Origin of the sequence: Roseburia sp. CLA-AA-H209 (assembly GCF_020687575.1) — a bacterium.
GTDB lineage: Bacteria > Bacillota > Clostridia > Lachnospirales > Lachnospiraceae > Roseburia_C > Roseburia_C amylophila.
In genome coordinates this window covers 1-20,099 of the sequence record NZ_JAJEQU010000018.1, presented here as the reverse complement: position 1 = coordinate 20,099, position 20,099 = coordinate 1, and the positions used below count along the sequence as shown (strand labels likewise).

The window sequence follows — 20,099 nt, the reverse complement described above, 5'->3', positions numbered from 1 at the left end:
CTACACTTGACATGAACTGTATTTCTATATTATTATAGTTCTTGTCTTGCGGGCATGGCGGAATTGGCAGACGCGCTAGATTTAGGTTCTAGTGGGAGACCGTGCAGGTTCAAGTCCTGTTGCCCGCAGTCCAACCACAAAAACGGTTCAGGATAATTCCTGAACCGTTTTTATTCTACTTCCCAGTCTCACAGATTGAAGATAGATTTAAACTGTCATAAATCACATGGCTTTCTTCTTCTGAAAAATCTCCACGCAATGTCAGAACGAAATCACTATATTCCGTAATCATGCGGGCATAAGTAATCGTATAGCCGCTGTCTGCTGTTTGACTGGTAATGGTCAGTGTCACACCATCTGCTGTGGTATAAGTACCGGTGCTGTCATAAGCTTCTTTAAAAATATAATCATCCGCATTTGTTATATCCGATACTTCATACTGGATAGACACCGCCTGACTGTCTCCCTTCCGGTAACTGGCAAAGAATGCTCCCCGGGAAAAAGTGTCTGCATCCCTGGAATCATAGCAAAGCTGACAGGCTTTTTCACTCCAGAGTGTTGGATAATTTGCTTCTATATAAGAAACGTCAATGCCAATATTCTGGTCTTTAAAAGCATCGCTTAATTTCGGATAGACATAACCCACCTCTATTTTGCCATCAATCTTTTCTTCTGCCTTCAAGCTCCATAGATCATCCTTGGTTCCTTCGGTAACGGTTCCAACGAAATCAGAAGTTTGAATAAGTTCCTCTGTCCGGTCTGTCACCTTGCTGTCTGCAAAATCAAGATTTTCTCCTGAAAATTCTTCATAATGAATCGTTGTCTCTGTGGCATTTTCCATAAATTCCGTTTCATTATCAATAATAGCAATCTGTTTTTGTGCAAGGATCCGCTCTGCCGCATATACACCACAGCCGGTGACTAAAACAAGAAGTGCCACAGCCGCTGCTGTCTGTGCCATTTTCCATGGTTTCTTCGTTTCCTTCTTCCGCATAGGTACAACCTCCTTTTGGGTTGACTGGTTTAAAATCCTCTCGTTGAGTTCTTCCGAGGGAATATCAGTTGCTATAAGGGAGTTGTGTAATAAATCATCTAAGGTTGGTTTCATATGATAAAATCCTCCAATTCCTGCTTCAGATATCTACGTGCACGCATCAGTTTACTTTTCACATTACTGATAGAGAGGGACAGCTTTTCTGCAATCTCAGCCACTTTGAAATCTTCCATATAATATAGAAGAATCACGATGCGAAGCTGCTCCGGCAATTTGTATACAGCCTTCCACACGGCTTCCTGCTCTTCTTTGCTTACCATATGCTGCTCTAAGTTTTCATCTGCCGAAAATGCTTCCAGTCCCTGCTCCTTCGATAAGGGAATCTCCGCTGCAATCCTCTTTCGCCAGGCAAATTTCCGCTTCCGGTTCTGCCAGAGCTTTATGGTAATTCCAAGCAGATAGCTTTTGACATTTCCCTCTTCCTTCCAGTCCTCCTTCTCACACATTGCAAGAAAGGTATCCTGATAGAGTTCTTCTGCCTGTTCCCGGTTCTGTGTCAGCCGGATACAAAAGGAATAGATGTCCGTTCCGTATGCCTCAATGTAATGTTCCAGTAATTGTTTGTTCATGCTTCCATTCTCCCAGACCGCGCCGTCATTTGTTTTGGGATGTTTCCCTTACACCTATATATTGTAATAACAGAAGAAACGGTTGCAGTGAAAGTTATTTTTTATTCTCCCACATGACGAATCCGCTCTACCAGAGTGCCATCTCCTTCCATAAATCTACCTGCTGCCAACGGTACGAAAATGCACAGTGCAAACAGTGTCACTATCATGACAACCACCGGAATGACAGGGATGGAAAATGCTACCTTATGATAATTCATCCGCTGAAACAACAGCACATCAATGCCAAGTCCCACCGTTGCCGTCAGGAAAAGCGAAATTCCCGCATAATACATCCCTTCTGTCAAAAGCAGCCTGCGCTGTTGTTTTCCGGTCATGCCAATGCTTTCTAATATTGCAATTTCCCGCCTTCTGCCGGATATACTGCCAAGCTCTGTATTGATATAATTCATCACACCGATAAATCCCAAAACTATAGCGATTCCCATTCCTAGCTGCCACATCTTCTGTTCTGCCGGCTTCTGCTCTTTGATGCCCTTTAACTTGCTGCTCCAGGTAATATCTTTTGCATCCTTAGATTCCTGTATCAGCTCTTTGACTTTCTTTTCTGTTTCCTTATCGTATTCCTCGTCATAAATCACCGATACCTTGTATGTCCACAGGCTCTCTGCCTTATCCTCTAAAAAAGAGTCACTGACTAAAATCATAATCGTCGGTCCCATGGCAGTCGGACCGAGATACGGACTGTCATCCTCCTGTATTCCCGCAACAGATAAACTTACCTCGCTGGGTCCACGATATGGGCTGTCATCCTTCTGCAGCCCTGCAACAGATGTGCTGTATTTCTTTGTTTCCTGCCCCGGAAAATAAAAGCTTATTTTCTTATTTTTGACATCCGCATTGGTATATCCCATATATTGCTGGCATAAAAGGCAGCTTTCCCCTGCCAAAAATGATTTCTCATCGATTGCCGTTTCATTCTGCTGATTGATATAATGAAATGTTTTTTCATCGATTCCAACCACCAGCGCCATGAAATGTTCCGGATTCTGCTGATATTCTTCTCTTACATCGTCATATTTTATATACATCCACTGGTCATAGAAATCACGCATCCACTGATCCGAAAAATCCGGCTCCCAGGGTACAACGATTGTACTGTAATTTAATTTATGAATTTCCTTCACTCCATCTATTTTTAAAAGTTTCTCACAAAATGCATCATCAAAAGGCTGTTTCCAGTCTGATACATCTGCCACCATACTCTTATTGGTCAGTTCCATATCTGCATTCATATACTGCAGTTCCGCTGTCCGTTTGCTCTGGCTTCCCGCCAGCGTTACCACACATAAAAATACAGTCAGGCTGGTAGATAGTGAAAGGATGACAAGGATTGTTTTCTTCTTCATCCGGCAAAGCTGCTGCCATGCCAGCCGGTAAATAATATTTTTCCCGGTTCGCTTTTTCTTTCCGGTATAAACTGTCTTTGAAGTCTGATAACCCAGTGCCTCCATGACAGAAATACGCTCTGCTACTCTTACCGGCTTACGGCTGGCAAGATAGACCGTCACTGCCATAATAGCAATCGTCAGCACCAGAAACTCCGGTTTTATCGTTACCGCCATCTTTTCTGTGCGAATTCCCAGTACCCGGATTGTTCCCGGAATCACAAGATAGGACGTCAGAAATCCCAAGCCTGTTCCCAGTAGAATGCCTATTCCACTTAGGATAATCTGCTTCTGCCACAACAGCCGGTGCATCTGGCTTTCTGTCATTCCCACAGCCCGCAGCAGTCCATAATAGCGGATATTGTCTTCTATCGATGAATACATGATATTGTAAATCAGTAAATAGGCACTGAGACAGGTCAACATAATGATTCCCAACATCCCAAGAAAAATTTCCTTTACCTTATCACAGTCCCATGTTGTCTGGATGCTCTGCTTCCGTTCCAGATTTAATTCTTCTTTCAGCCGGTTCTCTATCCGGTCTGATGCAAACCAGAAACGATATTGATAATAGAGAATGCCGCAGCCATAGTCTGCCTGACTGTAGCCTGCCTGTTCAAACACCTCTTCCGTCACGAAACAGTTGGCAGTTTCTTCATAGTCATCTATGATGCCCGTAATTTTCATGGGCTTTTCTACCTGGGTTCCATCTTTCTTCTGATAGCTTAAAAGCAGCGTATCTCCAATTGTAAGATTTTCCAACTTCCGCTTTTCCAACAGCGTCTTTGTAACCATCACCTCATCGGCTGTCTCAGGATACCTTCCCTCCTGATGCAGAATGCCGGGCTGATGCATTTTCTCCCGGTAATTTTTATCCTCATATATGATAGAAATATTCTTTTCACCGATGTTTCCCAGCATAAATTCTGTAATTCCAACTACCTCAATACCAGGATCTGCTTTTACTGTTTCTTCCTGCTCCTTTGTGACTCCGCCCATCAGAATTCCATCATAGAGTTCCCCCACAGAATGCAGCCGCCAGACATACTGCATATGCATGTAGGAAGCCCCTGTCTGCATAACCGTAAACAGCATCAGCACCGCCAATACAATTGCCACAAGATACAGGCTGTTTTTCTTTCTGTTGCTCCTTATGGAACGGACTGCCATCTTACGGATGACAGCCTGATTATTATTTTTAAGCATAGAGCTTTCGTTCCTTCCTGATTTTCCCATCTTCCATGTATACAATCCGGTCTGACAACTGCGCCACGTCCATGTCATGGGTAATCAGAATTGTAGTCTGCTGATATTTTCGTGCCACTGTTTTTAACAATCCCATAACATCATGGCTGGTCTGTGTGTCAAGATTTCCTGTGGGTTCATCCGCTAAGAGAATAGCCGGCTTATAAGATAATGCCCGGGCAATTGCTGTTCTCTGCTGCTGACCGCCGGATAACGTACCCGGCAGTGCATCCCGCTTATCTTCTATTTTCAGTTGCCTTAACAATTCTTCTATATATGCCTTGTCCACATAACCTCCATCCAGCTCGATGGGCAGCACAATATTCTCATACACACTCAAATCAGGAATCAGGTTATAGCTTTGAAATACTACACCAACCTTCCTTCTTCGAAAGACTGCCTGCTCTTCCCTCGTCATTGACGCAAGGCTTTTCCCATCAATATAGACTTCTCCGGATGTTGGCACATCCAATGCTCCTAACATATGCAGCAGCGTACTTTTCCCGCTTCCGGACTTTCCGGTGATTGCCACAAATTCTCCCTCTTTTACGGTAAGGTTCACTCCATCTAAGGCTTTTACCGTATGGGTTCCCAACGGATAATATTTCTTTAACTCCTCTGTCCGTACTACTTCTTTTATTTCATTGGCAGATAAATGCAAAATTCTGCCCCCTTTCCACTTTCTGAATGCACTTCCATATAGCCGTCCTGCATCGTCACAATCTTTCGTGCCAGATACAGACCAATCCCGATTCCATCCTCATCATGGACTTCCGGTTCCCGGTAAAACCTTTGAAAAATCTGTGCCTGATGTTCCGCAGGGATTCCCCTTCCGGTATCCCGGATGCTGATTTTTCCAAAAACCTCCTGTTCCATTACTGAAATATAGATGCTTCCCCCTTTTGGAGTATATTTCACTGCATTCTCTAAAAGATTAAAAATTGCTTCCTGTGTCCACTTGGCATCGCAAAACAGTTTCAATGTCTCCGGGCAGTCCACATGGACAGAAATCTCTTTTGCTTCCGCTCCCGGTACCACTGCCGCAACCGCTAGTCCTAACACTTCAAAAATCTTTGTGTCCTTTTCACATATTTCTATGATTCCGGTTTCCAGGCGTGAAAGCTTCACCAGACTCTGCATCAGGAAATCCAGCCGTTCTGTCTGTTTTATCAGCTTTCCAATACACTCCTGCCGCCGCACCTTATCTTCCTGTTCCTCTTCTAAAATTTCCAGATATATTTTAATATTCGCCATTGGCGTTCTGCCCTGATGGGAAATGTCAGAAATCAGCTCTTTTATCTGTTCTTTTTCCTTATGGCTCTGTCGGTTCTTCCTGTTCCAAACATCCATAAGCTCCTGCAAATCCTGATAAATCTTATCCCAAAGGCTGTCCTTAAACTCCGCTTCATTTCCAATGTCTTCACCTGCTTTCATCAGCGTCAGACACCGCTGTAGTTCTTCCGTAAAATCATAGATTTCCTTCTTCTGCCGATACAGTCTGACTAGAAGATAACTTATCACAATGCCACAGCCTGCTATTATTCCTATCGCAACCATTGATATCCCATCCCATATACATTTGAAATATATTTGTGTTCCGCATCCTCTATCTTTCCACGGAGCCGGTTCACATTGACTGCCAGTGTGTGTCGGTCCACATATGCTTCATCACAGTCCCACAATTGCTCTAACAGCACATTATAAGAAAGCAGCTGTCCTGCATGTTCAATAAATAAGCGTAACATCCGAAATTCCGTAGGTGTTACCATGCACTCTTTCCCCTCTATTTCTACCTTGACCCGGTCAAAGTCTATCCGCAGATATCCATCTTCATAAATATTTCTTGGATTTTCCGTCTCCCGTTTTAAAATGACCGCTATCTTCTTTAGCAGAATATGTATGGAAAATGGCTTTGTCACATAATCCTCTGCTCCCAACTCATACCCGGATAACACATCTTCTTCCAAATCTCTTGCCGTAAGAAACATGACCTTCACTTTCCTGTGCTCCATAATCCATTTACAAAAGCCAAAGCCCTCTCCATCCGGAAGATTTACATCCAGTATCATAAGCGAATATTCCTGCTGCAAACCCGCAAGCTTTGCCTCCTGAGTGGAATAGGCACTTTCTGTCTCATACCCTGCCTGCTGCAGTGCAAAGCAAATTCCCTGGTTCAGTTCCCGGTCATCTTCCACTACTAATATTCTATCCATCTTCCCTAAACATCCTTTTTCTTATCTGTTGTCATTCGTTTTTTTCTTTCCTACTTTTCCCCGGTTCATTCCTATGTCTCATTATACAAATGCTTCCTACGTCATGCAACGAATAGATTGTCACAGTTTTGTGATAAATGATTGAGGATAGAAAAAAGCAGGAATTACACTTTCATAATCCTGCTTTCTACTTTATCAATATTTCTTTGTCAATCTCCTGTTATTCTGTTACTTTTTCAACCCTTCCGGAACCGGCCTTCTTTTTGCGCTGAATTCGCTTACATCAATCCGAATCACATTGACAATGGATACCAGTTCTTCATTAAAAGTAAAATCTCCTCCGGTCTGGCATTTCATCAAAATAGAAAGTGCCTGCATTTTCTCATTTACATCCTCTACAATAACAGCTTTCCCTTTTCCCATAACACAGGAATAGGAATTACCATACTGGCATGCCACCTTTCCTTCAAATGGCACCACATCACACTCCATTTCAAAGCATACCTTTGGATTTTTCTCTATTAAATCATACTTATATCCCTTCTTTGCTCCATGAAGGTAAATCACCATTTTCCCATCTTCATAGGTATAGCCGTAATTCATCGGTAACACATAAGGCTGGTCACCATCCACAAGTCCCACATGCACAATCTTGCAGGCATCCATAATCTTAAGGATTTCATTTATATCTGTTACTTCACGTTCTCTTCTTGTCATGCTTCTTCTCCTCCAAGTACATCAAACATATCTTTCTTTTCTTCTATGCACTGTAATAAAACTGCTAAATATTCGTCTTGTTCATTAAACTCTAATTCTATTTCTCCATTTGGGTCATAACCAAAAATACCTTCATACTCTTCTCTTGCTTTTTTTAATTCATCTGTTTCTTTTCCATAATACATTATTTCATCTTCCTTTCAATCTTTATATGTTTCTCCAAAGATTTTTGAAAGCCTTCCTAACACCTCATTATCTCAATCATAAAGCATTCTACCTAATTATGCAAACGCTTCTTTTTCTCCTTTTGAAGATGAACTGAAGACGAAGATATTCAAAAATGCCCTTGAAGATGTGGTGAAGATGAATATTAAGGCTTACTTAGCACTACTTCCAATTGCTTAAAAAAATGGCGGAAACACTGTATTTATCAGCATTTCCGCTATTTTCAACTAATGAGACATCGGGGATTCGAACCCCGGACAACTTGATTAAAAGTCAAGTGCTCTACCAACTGAGCTAATATCCCATACATATTTAGTTCGATAAGTGCTCTTTCCAAATCCTTTTGGAATTCTTCAAGATACATCGCAGCTTAACTGGGCTAGTTGGATTCGAACCAACGTATGCAGCAGTCAAAGTGCTGTGCCTTACCGCTTGGCGATAGCCCATCAATTTTACAAAAGATGCTCTAACCATCGCATCAAGGTGGATACAGGGATTCGAACCCTGGGCCTCCAGAGCCACAATCTGGCGCGCTAACCAACTGCGCTATACCCACCATAAGATTCCGGCCATCAGGCGGTCTCTCTTCCCTCTCGGGAAAATGTGCTCGAAGGGATTCGAACCCCCGACCCACGGCTTAGAAGGCCGTTGCTCTATCCAGCTGAGCTACGAACACATATCTAATTTTCCAATTAGAAAGCGGGTGATGGGAATCGAACCCACGTATCCAGCTTGGAAGGCTGGTGTTCTACCATTGAACTACACCCGCATGAAGTCGGGGTGACAGGATTCGAACCTGCGACCTCCTGGTCCCAAACCAGGCGCTCTAGCCAAGCTGAGCCACACCCCGTCAACGCTATTTAAATTTCTTTTTCCGTGACGCAAGACATATTATATTATAGCATATACCAATTGTCAACATTTATTTTCAAATTTTTTCAAAAAATTTTTACAACTCCGAATCTTGCCCCAATTTATAAAGGTTTTTTGGTTTTTTCTTCTTCAGAAAGATATTTGAGCTGATAGTCCGGAGTACCATTTGCGTCTATTTCCATCACAATATAAGACGGCAGATGACCATCCTGACGAGGATATGATGTGCTGCCCGGATTCAATGCCACTACACCATGATCCTTTTCTATAAGCGGTCTGTGGGTGTGTCCGAACATCACAATATCCATGCCTCTTCCCCTTGCCTCTTTCTTGATATCCTCCAGACCGGCAGAAACATAATAGTAGTGTCCATGGGTAATCAATGCTTTTAATCCTCCGATTTCAATTTCCTTTTCTTTCGGAAGTTCAGAGAAAAAGTCATTATTTCCTGCCACAATGTCCAGTGGACATCCTGCCAGTTCCGCAATATAGTCCTCATAACCTTCTGCATCTCCCAGATGAATCATACGGTCAAAAGGTCTTTCTTTTTCCATAATCGTTATCAGATTTTCATGTTTCTTATGGGTATCACTTACTATCAATACTCTCATCTTTTATCTTCCTTTATGATAAACCTTTTCCCATGAGTGCTTCTTTCATTGCGCGTAATGCTTTTCCACGATGGCTCATTTCATTCTTCTTATCCGGTGGCAAGCTTGCTGTGGAGCAGTTATATTCATCCACATAAAAGATTGGATCATAGCCAAATCCATTTTCACCCTGAGGCTCAAATCCAATATATCCCTCAATTGTCTCACGGGTTACCAGTGTTTCTTTATCCGGTAATACAGCCGCAATTGCACATACAAAGCGTGCGGTCCGCTGTTCCTTTGGTACTCCATTCAGACGGTCCAAAAGATTCTGGTTTTTTATGGTATAAGAGGTATCTTCTCCCATATAACGGGCGGAATATACACCCGGTTCCTTATTCAGATAATCAATTTCCAGACCAGAATCATCAGCTAAAACAATAGCATCTGTATATGCTGCCACAGCATTTGCCTTAATCAGTGCATTTTCTTCAAAAGTAGTTCCATTTTCTTCAATATCCACGCTGATTCCGGCTTCTTTCATAGAAAGAATCTCTACATCAAGATCCGATAAAATCATGCGGATTTCTTTCATCTTGTCCTTGTTTCCTGTTGCAAATATTATTTTATTCATCTTAATATCCCTCCTGGAATGCCCGGTAAATTGCATTATAAATTGCCTGTGCTGCCTCTTTCTGATATGCTTCATCATTCAACCGGTTCAGTTCATCCTGATTTGTCATAAAGCCTACTTCTATCAATGCTACCGGCATCTCTGCTGTTCGTATAATATAAATCTCGTGTCCTTTTACAATTCCCTTACTGGTACTTCCTAACGCCGCTGTCATTTCTTCTAAGCAAATCTGGGCTAACTGCATACTTCCATTTTCCTCAGATGCCTTCTCTTCATCATACATGACTGCTGTTCCGTTGATACTGGACATTCTTCCGCTCTTGGTAGAATTATTATGTACGCTGATAAAGAGGTCTGCCCCGGCTTTGTTTGCCATATCTACACGCTGTTCAAGACTTGGATTGCTGTCATCCGTTCTCGTATAGTAGACTCCGACGCTCTCATCTCCTGCTTCATCAAATAATTCCTTTACTTTAAGCACTATAGCAAGGTCAATATCTTTCTCATTAATGCCCTGCTTTGTAGCTCCCGGTGCATTTCCACCATGTCCTGCATCTATTACCACAACTTTATCATAGACTTCATGTGGTGTCAAAAAATCCATATAAATATAATGCTCGTCAGATGTCTTTTGTAATTCCACCACACTATCTAAAGAGATCTCAATTACACCATATTCCGACTCACTTTCATAAGTCAGATTATCTATATGATAGCTCTTTCCTATCATGGGATAGTTATAAAGATAATTCTCATCTGCTCCAGGAATTTTAATGGTAATGGTCTGGGTCAGATAGTCATTTTCTATGCTGACATCTTCCGGTGTCACATTTTCCGGTAACGCAATACGAAGCTGCTGGTCAAAGCTGATGCCTTCCTGGCTGTCTACATTTGCCGTATTATACTGCAGCATTTCCAGCGCATCCATATTTTCCTTGCGCTCGATGGCTTCCTGTGCCCGAAGTTCCCTGTTTTCCTCTGCCCGGATATGAAGTTGTGGAAAAAACAGCAGCGTTCCTGCCACAATAATGCTTATGGCAGTAATAATCACGGTAGCTGCTTTAATAACTTTCTCTTCCATCCCGCTCTGACTTACCTTTCTTTTGCATATGCTTTTATACAAAGATTTGCAGACTGGGTTTCTTCTACATTTTCCCAGTTCTTGCCGTTGGTACTGATATATCCCTCTCCATCGGAAAGATCTACGTTTCTGGTTGATTCATCTGCCTTATATTCAATTGCCATTGGATGCACAGAATCCGGAGTCTTTATCATCAGTACAATGGCAAATTTTTCTCCCTTGTTCACTGCAATTTTCTTATCAAAAGTAACGGTATAGAAACCTGCATTATCAAACTTTCCGGAAGCTACTTTCTGCCGTTTGGACAGACTTTCCCTTCCATCATAGTCCTTTACTACATATACTTCATATTCCGTATTTTTTCCGGTTGCATAGAAGCCTGCTGCCTCTAAATTCTCATTGTTTTCCGCTATATATACATTTGCTCCGTAAATGGTATCACGGTTGTATCCCAGCTGACCGACCCAGCCACATAAATCGGACTGATAAATCGTATCATAATTATCGGTATCTTCTACTCCGGTATAAACCAGATTGTGAATTCCTACATTGGTATCATAATAAGAGACATAGAATACCCCATTATCTCCAAAATCTTTTCCCCAGCTGTTCTGGCAGATAAATGCACCGTCTCCCTCTAAATCTCCCGGGAAATTTTCTTTTGCATAACTGTCATCCCAGCCAATAATCGCCACATCATGATTCGGCTTTTCTGAACCAACATAGCAATAAGAATTGGTCTCCTGATTAAAATATTCGGAACGGCTATTGACATTCTGCAGTGTACTGTAAATAGAAGTCTCGACTGCACCATATTTAAAAACTGCCTCTTTAATCTTCTCCAAATCCTTGCTTTCAATAATCTGCGCTTCCTGCACATGTTTGACCGGAGCTAAATTCTTTGTCAGCTCACCGTCATATGGGTCGTCCTTTTCCAATACAGGTCCCTGCCATGCAGTCAGATATGCCAGACTCATAGTATACTCTCCACCATCATTCTGTCCTAATCCAAAACTGTTTCCAAGGCTCATGTTATCGGTGGAAAATATATCATTTTCTTCCGGAAGCAGCATGGATTCCAGTGCTGCCAGAGAAGATGCAGCCCAGCAGGTTCCCTTATTTCCCTGGTTCTTCACCTGCGGTGCTCTTCCTCTCTCCCGCAAGTCATAATGAGATGGCAGAATGCTTGTCTCAGAAGAAGTATTCACCACCACTGCTTCATTTTTATTAACATCCCAGGCATAAGAATAACCAAGCTTCGAAGCAATGACTTCTGCCGGCACATAATAACGGTCATCAATCCGTGTCAATGTAGAAGAAAATTTCTCCTTCTCATCATTTATCTGTACTTCCTGGTCATCTAAGCTCATCCACAAGCTGTCTGAATATTTTTCTATCAAAAGAGCCGTGTCATCGTAAAGATGCACGCTGCAGTTATAACTGTCCCGAATCAAGTCCAATGGTACCATCAGATTCAGATTTTCATCCATATAGATTCCATTGTGCTTGTTGGTATATACTTTATTATCAATTGCTACCGTAAGATTCTTCTCATTGATGCTTTTTGCAATCAGAGGGTTCCAGTCGCTGCTCTGCAAATCTGCACCACGGAACTGTCCGATTTCTTCGGTTACACCCTTAAAATTGGCAAATTTCAGTATCAATGCAAGAACTAAAAGTAACGTGAATACTACATATCTCTTAGAATAACGTACTTTTTCCCTCACTCTTTTGTCCCTTTCCGTTTTGGTGGCTTCGGTCCCATGAACTGATAGAAATATGTCTTTAACATTCCATTATAAATCTTGCGGTTCTTATCCGGTTTTCTTCCGATATCCTTTGGTGCATTCTCATAGCTGGTAATCAGGTACATAGACCATGAATCCAGCCTTCTGTAAGCCTCACCAATTGTCCGGTATAATTCCGGCAATGCCGCCTTTTCTTCCAGCCGCTCACCATATGGCGGATTGGATATGATAAATCCGTATTTTTTCGGATGGTTCAACTGGCTTACCGGTCTCTGCTGGAAATGAATCATGCCATCCACACCGGCACGCTTTGCATTATCTCTTGCGGCACGCACAATTTCTTCATCAATATCATATCCCTGGATATCCACCTTAATATCGGTATCCACCATTTCCTGGGCTTCATTTACCGTATCATACCAGAGCTGACGCGGTATCAGGTTTGTCCACTGCTCTGCTAAGAAACTACGGTTCATGCCCGGTGCTATATTGGCTGCAATCATTGCTGCTTCAATCGGAAATGTTCCACTTCCGCAGAATGGATCTACTAAAATTCTGTCCTTATTCCATGGTGTCAGCATTATCAATGCTGCTGCAAGGGTCTCTGTGATTGGTGCCTTACTGGTCAGAGTCCGGTAGCCTCTCTTATGTAAAGATTCTCCGGAGGTATCTAATGCTACCATTACTTCGTCCTTCAACAGGAAAATTCGTACCGGATAGGATGCACCACTTTCTTCAAACCAATTGGTATGATATTTCTGTTTCAGCCGTTCTACCATTGCCTTCTTAACAATAGACTGGATGTCTGACGGACTGAATAATTTACTCTTTATGGAAGAAGCCTTGGTGACCCAGAATTTACCATTTTCAGGAATATACTCTTCCCATGGAAGCGCTTTGATTCCTTCAAATAATTCATCAAATGTCTCCGCTTTAAATTTTCCTACCCGAAGCAGCACACGCTCCGTTGTACGCAGAAAAATATTTGCACGGCAGATTGCCTCTGCATCACCAATGAAAGTCACTCTTCCATCTTCCACCTCTGAGATTTCATATCCCAGATCATATATTTCTTTTTTCAAAACTGATTCTAAGCCAAAATGACATGGCACTGTTAATTCGTATGTTTTCATATGTTCTTTCTCCATTATCACTACTATCTTATCTGTTCTAAATGACACTGTCAATGTTCTTTTCTATCCATTTAGTGCATTTAGGCCTCCAATCAGAGTATATATCTGATATCCCTGCCGCGTCAGTCTTTTTGCTGCATACATACTTGTATTTCCATACTCACAACACAGCAGTATCTTACGATTTTTCGGCAGCTTATGCTCCCAGTGTTCTATCTCATCATAAGGATAACAGTGGGCATTTCTCAAATGAAATACCTGAAAATCCTCCCTGCTTCTCAAATCAACAATATATATCTGTGGATCATCTTTTAGTTTCCATAATTCCGCTACACTGATAGCTGCAAATCTCATATGCCATCTCCCCCAAAATATCCTGACTTTTTCTGCTATGAAAAAACAGATTACAAAGTGTTCCTTGTAATCTGTTTCTTATTTTAATATATGCAGTTTTTCAATAAGATTGACCTAGTAATTGCATTTGTTGGATGTCTTGTTATCCGCCTTGTTATCACTTCTGTTGCTGGTCCTATTGCCTGCTTTGTTGCCGGTTTTGTTATCCGCATTTTCAAAGTCATTATCAGCATTCATTGTGCGGTTTACATTGCTTGTTTTGTTTTTTGCATTATCTGCATTTTTTGCCATAATATCGCCTCCTTTTTTTATCAGATACTTTTTCTTTTGATTCTCTGATACAGTGATATTATTTCTTAATTTCTTATTATTATTCTCATTTGCATTGCATTTTAAAAACTTTTATATTATAATTTTTTTCGTATAAGAATTGTTTTTTTATACAGTTATACCCCTTATTAATTATTTATACTCCCCTCAAGAAAGCCACAGGAATCCTAAGATTCATGTGGCTTTCTTATTTACGCGAGTAGCGAGAAAAATCTGGGAGAAAAGAAGGAGCCAAGCTCGCTTGAGCAAACTTCTTTTCTACTCAGATTTTGCGAGCACCGCGATAGCCCGCAAAGCGTATTTCTCGTAGTTATTGTTCTTTACATATTATAGAAATTCATATTTTCCTGCAGTTCCATATTCATCTCGCCGCCGTTCTTCTCATATCTGGTACGGAATCCATCGATATGACGCAGTTTACGTTCCTGGAATATTTTAAACCGGCTGATCATATCCTGATACATCGGGTTTGCCTCTAATGCATCCCTGTATTTCTTGGCAAACGGACAATAACGGAACAGAATATCCCTTGCTACACGGTTCAGGCGGAAACTGCCGCCTGCCTCGTATTTAATCCATCCGATATAATCAGAAATAAATACTTCACGATAGTTATTCTTTGACTTCCAGAGTGTATTCTTAATCTTCTCCTTTGCCTCTGTGGATAAATCACGGTTTTTCCGATAGTACTGGATATAATCACAATATTCTGAAGTTAGGGATTTCTCTGTAATATCATTCCAACGCATTCCCTGTATCTTACGGCACATTTCCCAACGGAATCTTCCGCAGGTCTCTATCATCATATCCTGCAGGCTGTAGATAGTCATAACCGGGAAAACAAATCGGGCGGATGTATCACGTTTTACTCCGGCAGTTTCCTGCCACATCATTGCTTTCATTCCCACATTCGGCATCAGAATAACATCTGGAAATACTTCTTTTTGCACCGGTTCAGCATTTACACCATGCATCGGATCTGAAAAAATCACTTCACGGTAGAACAACGAATAATCAACTTCACGGACTTTTTTGATTGCCTCCTCAATCCGCTCTGCAGTCACCAGCATCTTCTCTGCTTCCTGCACCATGTCATGCTTGCTCAGAATCGGACAGAAGGTACTTACTTTTCCATAAGTTGCCCGGTTCGTTGACACAAACATATTATCCATCTCATATTTGGTCTTTTCCCAGCAGTCTGTTTTCAACCGCTCCATTCCTGCTGCATCCAGCTTACCCATCCGCTTCTGCTCTGCCAGATATCCATTATAATCCAGGTCAAATTCATTCCGGCTTGGTTCATTCTTTCCTTCATAGATGCTCTTTAACCACTCAAACATGGTATAGACATGGTCGCTTTTACACTTGAACAGTTTATCTGTCAAATCATAAAGTTCATTAGCGGTATCTTCTCCTACCATTCCCACATCCATAAATCCAAAATTCAAAAACATCTGAATAACCGGGTCTAGGTCATCCGCATCTTTCATGGCATGCTTAAATACATTTTTATAAGTAGCATAGAATAATGCTGTCAACTCTTTCCGAAGTTTTCTCGTTTTCTCATCATTATCAAAATTATCCGGAATTGCATCATATTCATGCATTTTGCTTCGAATTTTATGTACATCCTCTGCTGCCACTCCTGCATATTCTAAGATATGTACCAGACAGTCCTCTGTTTCTTCTTCCTCTTCTCCATCGGTTTCCGTATATTCCTGTTCCAGTAAATCTTCCGTTCCCTGAACCAGCTTATCCTCTGCCTGCGGCTTTGGTACTTCACCAATCAGTTCTCCTGCAAAGTTATATATTGCATCTGCCTTTATCTTTATATTGCTAAAATCATAAGTCTGATATTCCGTAATTCGTTTGTCCCGTTCTCCTGCATCTCCCAGACGGTTGTCCTTGATAAACTGTAACAATGGCTCTATTGCCTGTCGTATTTCCTCGATGTCAGCTCCACTTGCTGCTGCACGGGCTGCCATGTCAAAATAAAGCTGTAATAAATCCATTCGATTGGTATCCAGATACAGATTTACATGCTCCTGTAAATATTCTTTTGCATGGTCAATCTCTCTTACCGCTTTGCACATAGCTCTTGCTGCCTGCATAATCTGTCCCGTCAGCAAATCCTCTTTCTGCTGAAAGAAATCCATAGTTCCACTATTCCCAAGTTCTGCCAGTTCATGGAAATAATCCGCTTCCCATTTCGGTGCCATATTGGTTCTTACATAAGGCTGCAGGCTCTCTATTCTCCGGAAACTTTTCTCCTGAATGCAATATTTTCTACATAACTCCTGATATTTCTGATACATTGCCAGTGCAAAGCTATAATATTTTTCTGTACTGTTTTGAAATCTCTGGTTTCGTCCAAGCATATGGTCTGCCTCACGAATTGCCACAGATAAAAATGCTGCTGCATATTTCGGCTGACTGATAAATATCTTACCAAAGTCCTCCGGAGCATGATAATGAAACGGATAAAGTGTTACATCATCCGCTGCCACATAATCTGCTATATATTCTTCTTCTGCACAATCCATCAGACCTATTATATTACCGCTTCCAATTTGCACTTCTTCCAGCTTAGACACCTGTCTCACTGTTCCATGAATTACCATATACAGTGCATTTACCGCTGTTCCATGCTTGATAAAGCATTTCCCTGCCGGGACCTTAATCATTGCCATAACACAACTTCCTCTGTTATTTCTATATTAAAATTACTTTATTATACTTGCTTATTAAAATCTTTTGTTCATACTCATTGCTATAAATAAAAAGAAAATGATTGCTACCGGAAGCAGAACCGGAAGTAAAAATGCAACTACCTGTGCAAGCAGAATTATAAGCAAAATTACAAACAGAAATACTGTCGCTAATATAAGCCAGATTCGAATTTTAATCTTCTTAAAAGAATACTCTCCGGAAGCTGTTTCCTGCCCATCCATTCCCTTTTGTGGTTCTGCTGTAGTTTTCTCTGCCGTTGCATTTTCTGCATCGATTATGCTTTTTGCAAGAAGTCTTGGATTTCCTAATTCTGCAATTACTTCAGCCTCCGTCTTTCCTTTATGAGATTCTGTAAGAATATATTCTTCATAATAGCGGAGATTATCATTCACCGTCTGCTGGCTTACCCTTCCCTGCAAAGCCTTTCTTAATTCTGTTAGGAATTCCTCTCTTGACATTTATTTCCCTCGACTCTTCTTTCTCTACTCTCTGCACTTCTTATGTTTTGCTTCCTGTTACAGCCATCACACTACTTTTATTGTATTGCTTCTATTGCAATTCATCTATTCCATTACTTTTTTGTTTTATTTTTTTATATAGTAGGAATTAGTTATTCTTCCGCTATAAATCAAATAATCAATTCCTACGCTTGTGCCAGAACTGCTCTCACGTTTAATCCAGTCTCCGTCACGCGTATAAGTTCCTTCCGATACATCACCATTATCATCCTGTACATAAGTTCCATCCGCTTTAAAGGTAATGGAATATACCACATTATTACTATTCTTAAATGTACAGGTAGCATCAAAGGTATCTCCATCCGGTATTTCACCTTCATATAAATAATCTTTTGCAATCAGGTATTTTCCCTGTTTTACAAGATTCTGTACATCGCCACCATCGGAGGTCAGTGTAAGCTTATTTCCGTCCATGACAAATGTTCCTGATGCCAGCTCTACTGCCTTGTCTCCCACACTGATATTCTCTTTATAAGTATTATTCTTTTCATTAAATGTAATTTCAAAAACAGTCGATGAATTATCGCCTGACATAATTTCACATGAATAAGTTCCAAGACTTCCACTATCCTTTGTCTTTACAGCAATTACCGCTACAATAGCTACTACTATAATAAGCACTGCTGCAAGAACTGATGTAAGCTTTGCATTCGCCTTTTTACTCTCATTCTTCATTAATAAATCAGTCCTCTCTGAAAAGATTTTTCACTTCTATATCATATATTTTTTATGCAAAACTGTCAAGAAAATGTAGTTATTGCAAACATTTTTCGCCATTTTTATAGAAATTCTCCATCATTTCCCTGGTAAGGCTGATTTTATCATCCATGCCTGCAACCTGTTCTCTTGGTACCCATTCCGCCAGAGAAAGTTCGTTCTTATCTAAAGTAATGGCATCTGTTCCTTCCACTCTGGCATAAAATCCCATCAGAAGATTGGAATCAAAGCCCCATGGCTGACTCTTATAGTATACAATATCCTTTACTTTCAATCCTACTTCTTCCATGACTTCCCTGCGAACTGTCTCTTCCGCAGTTTCGCCAATTTCTGTAAAACCTGCAATCAATGCGTATTTCTTATATTCCCTGTCTGAATATTTTGTCATCAATATTTTATTATCGTATATTACTCCCACAATTACTGCCGGAGCAATTTTCGGATAAACCATATTTCCACAGCATGCACAACGCATCATCCGCTCCTTCGTATCCGGCTGCAATTCCTTTCCGCATCTGCCACAATAACGGTTATCCCGATACCACACATACAAATGATATGCCGTTGCCGCAGCAAAACAATCTTTCTTTGAAACTGTTTCCCGCAGACTGCGAATCGTTACCCATTCCATATTTCCAATATTATCGTTCTGCTTTTTGCTCTGCCTATCGACCTGCTCATCAAGCTGCTTTTCTACCTCTTTTTCTGCTTCTTCCTTTGACCATACTTTCAGCAGATAATACTGTACATCATCAATAGAAAACAGATATTGCAATCTTTTGTTACCGAATCCGTCAGCCTCTTGTTCTGTCTCTTTTGTAAGTTCTTTTGTAAACTCTTTCATATAGAAGAAACTGATTTTGGAATCTTTTTTTACCAGGAGTTTATTTCCCGAAAATAAAAATACGATATCCTTATCCCGGCATTCTCTCTGTTGATATTCATTGTGAAATTTCATTGGTGCAATATCCTGTATCATACCTGTGCCACCCTTTTTTATATAATAAAAAGACCCCAAATCTCTGCTAAACAAAGATTCAAAGTCCTTTTTCCACGTGCGTGAGAAGATTCGAACTCCCGACACCTTGGTCCGTAGCCAAGTGCTCTATCCAGCTGAGCTACACGCACATATTAAATTATTACATACCATCGGTATGAATGCCCGCGACCGGAATCGAACCGGTACTGTGTCACCACAACAGGATTTTAAGTCCTGCGCGTCTGCCAGTTCCGCCACGCGGGCATATGGGACCTACAGGGCTCGAACCTGTGACCCTCTGCTTGTAAGGCAGATGCTCTCCCAGCTGAGCTAAGATCCCAAAACGACCCAAGCGGGACTCGAACCCGCGACCTCCGCCGTGACAGGGCGGCGCTCTAACCAACTGAGCCATTGGGCCAAATAAATTTAAAATAAAAGTGGACCTTCGGGGACTCGAACCCAGGACCGACCGGTTATGAGCCGGTTGCTCTAACCAACTGAGCTAAAGGTCCATATAAAGCCGATGATCGGACTCGAACCGATAACCTGCTGATTACAAATCAGCTGCTCTGCCAATTGAGCCACATCGGCGTATGCCTTCTGCAGACTATGAACCCAGCCTTTCAGCCAATCTTGCAGTTTACAATCCATGAGTTTTCACCCAAGTGACTCCGACGGGAATCGAACCCGTGTTACCGCCGTGAAAGGGCGATGTCTTAACCGCTTGACCACGGAGCCATATATTATTTATCAATGTTGATAAAAAAACTCCCCGAGTAGGGCTCGAACCTACAACATCACGGTTAACAGCCGTGCGCTCTACCATTGAGCTATCGAGGATTATTAATAGGCTATGCTATTTTATAACATACCTTCAAAACTTCATACAGATTGCTTTCCGAGTTGCTTTGGTCAAGCCCTCGACCGATTAGTAACAGTCA

19 protein-coding genes and 15 tRNA genes are annotated in these 20,099 nt (G+C 41.4%); 1 reads left to right on the top strand and 33 read right to left on the bottom strand.

Translation table 11 applies throughout. The annotated features are described in order from the left end of the window. The first annotated feature begins 48 nt into the window (after positions 1 to 48). Positions 49 to 128: transfer RNA gene (locus LKD41_RS13365), tRNA-Leu, on the top strand. A gap of 47 nt (positions 129 to 175) precedes the next feature. Here LKD41_RS13365 and LKD41_RS13360 read toward each other — a convergent pair. The 33 genes from LKD41_RS13360 to LKD41_RS13200 form a co-directional block, all read right to left on the bottom strand. Beyond that, complete coding sequence (locus tag LKD41_RS13360) at positions 176 to 994, bottom strand: hypothetical protein (RefSeq protein ID WP_227701441.1); 819 nt, start codon at positions 992 to 994, stop codon at positions 176 to 178. A 110-nt stretch (positions 995 to 1,104) separates the two neighbouring features. Then, entirely contained in the window at positions 1,105 to 1,623 is a 519-nt protein-coding gene (locus LKD41_RS13355; protein WP_022243466.1) for an RNA polymerase sigma factor, read from the bottom strand. Between the two features lie 101 nt (positions 1,624 to 1,724). Then, positions 1,725 to 4,277: an ABC transporter permease gene (locus LKD41_RS13350; protein WP_227701440.1), complete on the bottom strand. Its 2,553-nt coding sequence runs from the start codon at positions 4,275 to 4,277 to the stop codon at positions 1,725 to 1,727. Further along, positions 4,270 to 4,977 carry an ABC transporter ATP-binding protein gene (locus tag LKD41_RS13345; RefSeq protein ID WP_022243468.1) on the bottom strand — a complete coding sequence of 236 codons (708 nt, stop codon included), beginning with the start codon at positions 4,975 to 4,977 and terminating at the stop codon, positions 4,270 to 4,272. The genes LKD41_RS13350 and LKD41_RS13345 overlap by 8 nt, the downstream gene beginning before the upstream one ends. Further along, positions 4,953 to 5,873 (bottom strand): sensor histidine kinase, encoded by a 921-nt coding sequence (locus LKD41_RS13340; protein ID WP_022243469.1) that lies wholly within the window; start codon positions 5,871 to 5,873, stop codon positions 4,953 to 4,955. Before LKD41_RS13340 ends, LKD41_RS13345 begins: the two co-directional genes overlap by 25 nt. Then, on the bottom strand, positions 5,861 to 6,529 hold the full coding sequence (locus LKD41_RS13335; protein ID WP_022243470.1) for a response regulator transcription factor: 669 nt from the start codon (positions 6,527 to 6,529) through the stop codon (positions 5,861 to 5,863). The genes LKD41_RS13340 and LKD41_RS13335 overlap by 13 nt, the downstream gene beginning before the upstream one ends. Before the next feature lie 228 nt (positions 6,530 to 6,757). Next, entirely contained in the window at positions 6,758 to 7,246 is a 489-nt protein-coding gene (locus tag LKD41_RS13330; RefSeq protein ID WP_022243471.1) for a pyridoxamine 5'-phosphate oxidase family protein, read from the bottom strand. Beyond that, on the bottom strand, positions 7,243 to 7,431 hold the full coding sequence (locus tag LKD41_RS13325; protein ID WP_227701439.1) for a hypothetical protein: 189 nt from the start codon (positions 7,429 to 7,431) through the stop codon (positions 7,243 to 7,245). The genes LKD41_RS13330 and LKD41_RS13325 overlap by 4 nt, the downstream gene beginning before the upstream one ends. A gap of 271 nt (positions 7,432 to 7,702) precedes the next feature. After that, positions 7,703 to 7,775: transfer RNA gene (locus tag LKD41_RS13320), tRNA-Lys, on the bottom strand. A 70-nt stretch (positions 7,776 to 7,845) separates the two neighbouring features. Further along, a tRNA-Gln gene (locus tag LKD41_RS13315) sits at positions 7,846 to 7,917 on the bottom strand. 36 nt (positions 7,918 to 7,953) lie between these two features. Further along, positions 7,954 to 8,027: transfer RNA gene (locus LKD41_RS13310), tRNA-His, on the bottom strand. A gap of 46 nt (positions 8,028 to 8,073) precedes the next feature. Then, positions 8,074 to 8,147 (bottom strand) — tRNA-Arg (locus tag LKD41_RS13305). Between the two features lie 22 nt (positions 8,148 to 8,169). Further along, positions 8,170 to 8,240, bottom strand: a tRNA-Gly gene (locus tag LKD41_RS13300). Positions 8,241 to 8,246: 6 nt separating this feature from the next. Beyond that, positions 8,247 to 8,321: transfer RNA gene (locus tag LKD41_RS13295), tRNA-Pro, on the bottom strand. A gap of 124 nt (positions 8,322 to 8,445) precedes the next feature. Beyond that, complete coding sequence (locus LKD41_RS13290) at positions 8,446 to 8,955, bottom strand: metallophosphoesterase family protein (RefSeq protein WP_022243473.1); 510 nt, start codon at positions 8,953 to 8,955, stop codon at positions 8,446 to 8,448. A gap of 13 nt (positions 8,956 to 8,968) precedes the next feature. Beyond that, entirely contained in the window at positions 8,969 to 9,568 is a 600-nt protein-coding gene (locus LKD41_RS13285; protein ID WP_117698513.1) for an XTP/dITP diphosphatase, read from the bottom strand. A 1-nt stretch (position 9,569) separates the two neighbouring features. Further along, on the bottom strand, positions 9,570 to 10,649 hold the full coding sequence (locus tag LKD41_RS13280; RefSeq protein ID WP_022243475.1) for an N-acetylmuramoyl-L-alanine amidase family protein: 1,080 nt from the start codon (positions 10,647 to 10,649) through the stop codon (positions 9,570 to 9,572). An 11-nt stretch (positions 10,650 to 10,660) separates the two neighbouring features. Then, positions 10,661 to 12,376, bottom strand: a complete 1,716-nt coding sequence (locus tag LKD41_RS13275) for a lectin like domain-containing protein (protein ID WP_227701438.1) — start codon at positions 12,374 to 12,376, stop codon at positions 10,661 to 10,663. Beyond that, entirely contained in the window at positions 12,373 to 13,530 is a 1,158-nt protein-coding gene (locus LKD41_RS13270; RefSeq protein ID WP_022243477.1) for a THUMP domain-containing class I SAM-dependent RNA methyltransferase, read from the bottom strand. The genes LKD41_RS13275 and LKD41_RS13270 overlap by 4 nt, the downstream gene beginning before the upstream one ends. A 63-nt stretch (positions 13,531 to 13,593) precedes the next feature. After that, positions 13,594 to 13,884 carry a rhodanese-like domain-containing protein gene (locus tag LKD41_RS13265; RefSeq protein WP_022243478.1) on the bottom strand — a complete coding sequence of 97 codons (291 nt, stop codon included), beginning with the start codon at positions 13,882 to 13,884 and terminating at the stop codon, positions 13,594 to 13,596. A gap of 114 nt (positions 13,885 to 13,998) precedes the next feature. Continuing rightward, complete coding sequence (locus tag LKD41_RS13260) at positions 13,999 to 14,175, bottom strand: hypothetical protein (protein ID WP_022243479.1); 177 nt, start codon at positions 14,173 to 14,175, stop codon at positions 13,999 to 14,001. 359 nt (positions 14,176 to 14,534) lie between these two features. Then, a complete protein-coding gene (locus LKD41_RS13255; RefSeq protein WP_227701437.1) occupies positions 14,535 to 16,904 on the bottom strand; it encodes a cyclic nucleotide-binding domain-containing protein in 2,370 nt (789 codons plus the stop codon). Between the two features lie 54 nt (positions 16,905 to 16,958). Further along, on the bottom strand, positions 16,959 to 17,402 hold the full coding sequence (locus LKD41_RS13250; RefSeq protein ID WP_227701436.1) for a DUF1700 domain-containing protein: 444 nt from the start codon (positions 17,400 to 17,402) through the stop codon (positions 16,959 to 16,961). A gap of 126 nt (positions 17,403 to 17,528) precedes the next feature. After that, positions 17,529 to 18,137, bottom strand: a complete 609-nt coding sequence (locus tag LKD41_RS13245) for a hypothetical protein (RefSeq protein ID WP_022243482.1) — start codon at positions 18,135 to 18,137, stop codon at positions 17,529 to 17,531. A gap of 79 nt (positions 18,138 to 18,216) precedes the next feature. Then, a complete protein-coding gene (gene nudC / locus LKD41_RS13240; RefSeq protein WP_227701435.1) occupies positions 18,217 to 19,158 on the bottom strand; it encodes an NAD(+) diphosphatase in 942 nt (313 codons plus the stop codon). Positions 19,159 to 19,233: 75 nt separating this feature from the next. Continuing rightward, positions 19,234 to 19,307 (bottom strand) — tRNA-Arg (locus tag LKD41_RS13235). A 31-nt stretch (positions 19,308 to 19,338) separates the two neighbouring features. Continuing rightward, positions 19,339 to 19,422, bottom strand: a tRNA-Leu gene (locus LKD41_RS13230). 3 nt (positions 19,423 to 19,425) lie between these two features. Next, positions 19,426 to 19,498: transfer RNA gene (locus LKD41_RS13225), tRNA-Val, on the bottom strand. A 4-nt stretch (positions 19,499 to 19,502) separates the two neighbouring features. Then, positions 19,503 to 19,576 (bottom strand) — tRNA-Asp (locus LKD41_RS13220). Positions 19,577 to 19,596: 20 nt separating this feature from the next. Then, positions 19,597 to 19,670: transfer RNA gene (locus tag LKD41_RS13215), tRNA-Ile, on the bottom strand. Positions 19,671 to 19,676: 6 nt separating this feature from the next. Beyond that, positions 19,677 to 19,749: transfer RNA gene (locus tag LKD41_RS13210), tRNA-Thr, on the bottom strand. A gap of 75 nt (positions 19,750 to 19,824) precedes the next feature. After that, positions 19,825 to 19,896 (bottom strand) — tRNA-Glu (locus LKD41_RS13205). Between the two features lie 30 nt (positions 19,897 to 19,926). Next, positions 19,927 to 19,998, bottom strand: a tRNA-Asn gene (locus LKD41_RS13200). Positions 19,999 to 20,099 lie beyond the last annotated feature (101 nt).

What these genes read in the sequence shown, in the direction of transcription:
- nudC (WP_227701435.1), bottom strand. Translation starts at nt 19,158, where the DNA reads ATGATACAGGATATTGCACCAATGAAATTTCACAATGAATATCAACAG.
- LKD41_RS13265 (WP_022243478.1), bottom strand. Translation starts at nt 13,884, where the DNA reads ATGAGATTTGCAGCTATCAGTGTAGCGGAATTATGGAAACTAAAAGAT.
- LKD41_RS13260 (WP_022243479.1), bottom strand. Translation starts at nt 14,175, where the DNA reads ATGGCAAAAAATGCAGATAATGCAAAAAACAAAACAAGCAATGTAAAC.
- LKD41_RS13350 (WP_227701440.1), bottom strand. Translation starts at nt 4,277, where the DNA reads ATGCTTAAAAATAATAATCAGGCTGTCATCCGTAAGATGGCAGTCCGT.
- LKD41_RS13280 (WP_022243475.1), bottom strand. Translation starts at nt 10,649, where the DNA reads ATGGAAGAGAAAGTTATTAAAGCAGCTACCGTGATTATTACTGCCATA.
- LKD41_RS13270 (WP_022243477.1), bottom strand. Translation starts at nt 13,530, where the DNA reads ATGAAAACATACGAATTAACAGTGCCATGTCATTTTGGCTTAGAATCA.
- LKD41_RS13285 (WP_117698513.1), bottom strand. Translation starts at nt 9,568, where the DNA reads ATGAATAAAATAATATTTGCAACAGGAAACAAGGACAAGATGAAAGAA.
- LKD41_RS13340 (WP_022243469.1), bottom strand. Translation starts at nt 5,873, where the DNA reads ATGGTTGCGATAGGAATAATAGCAGGCTGTGGCATTGTGATAAGTTAT.
- LKD41_RS13360 (WP_227701441.1), bottom strand. Translation starts at nt 994, where the DNA reads ATGCGGAAGAAGGAAACGAAGAAACCATGGAAAATGGCACAGACAGCA.
- LKD41_RS13330 (WP_022243471.1), bottom strand. Translation starts at nt 7,246, where the DNA reads ATGACAAGAAGAGAACGTGAAGTAACAGATATAAATGAAATCCTTAAG.
- LKD41_RS13250 (WP_227701436.1), bottom strand. Translation starts at nt 17,402, where the DNA reads ATGTCAAGAGAGGAATTCCTAACAGAATTAAGAAAGGCTTTGCAGGGA.
- LKD41_RS13290 (WP_022243473.1), bottom strand. Translation starts at nt 8,955, where the DNA reads ATGAGAGTATTGATAGTAAGTGATACCCATAAGAAACATGAAAATCTG.
- LKD41_RS13255 (WP_227701437.1), bottom strand. Translation starts at nt 16,904, where the DNA reads ATGGCAATGATTAAGGTCCCGGCAGGGAAATGCTTTATCAAGCATGGA.
- LKD41_RS13325 (WP_227701439.1), bottom strand. Translation starts at nt 7,431, where the DNA reads ATGTATTATGGAAAAGAAACAGATGAATTAAAAAAAGCAAGAGAAGAG.
- LKD41_RS13355 (WP_022243466.1), bottom strand. Translation starts at nt 1,623, where the DNA reads ATGAACAAACAATTACTGGAACATTACATTGAGGCATACGGAACGGAC.
- LKD41_RS13245 (WP_022243482.1), bottom strand. Translation starts at nt 18,137, where the DNA reads ATGAAGAATGAGAGTAAAAAGGCGAATGCAAAGCTTACATCAGTTCTT.
- LKD41_RS13335 (WP_022243470.1), bottom strand. Translation starts at nt 6,529, where the DNA reads ATGGATAGAATATTAGTAGTGGAAGATGACCGGGAACTGAACCAGGGA.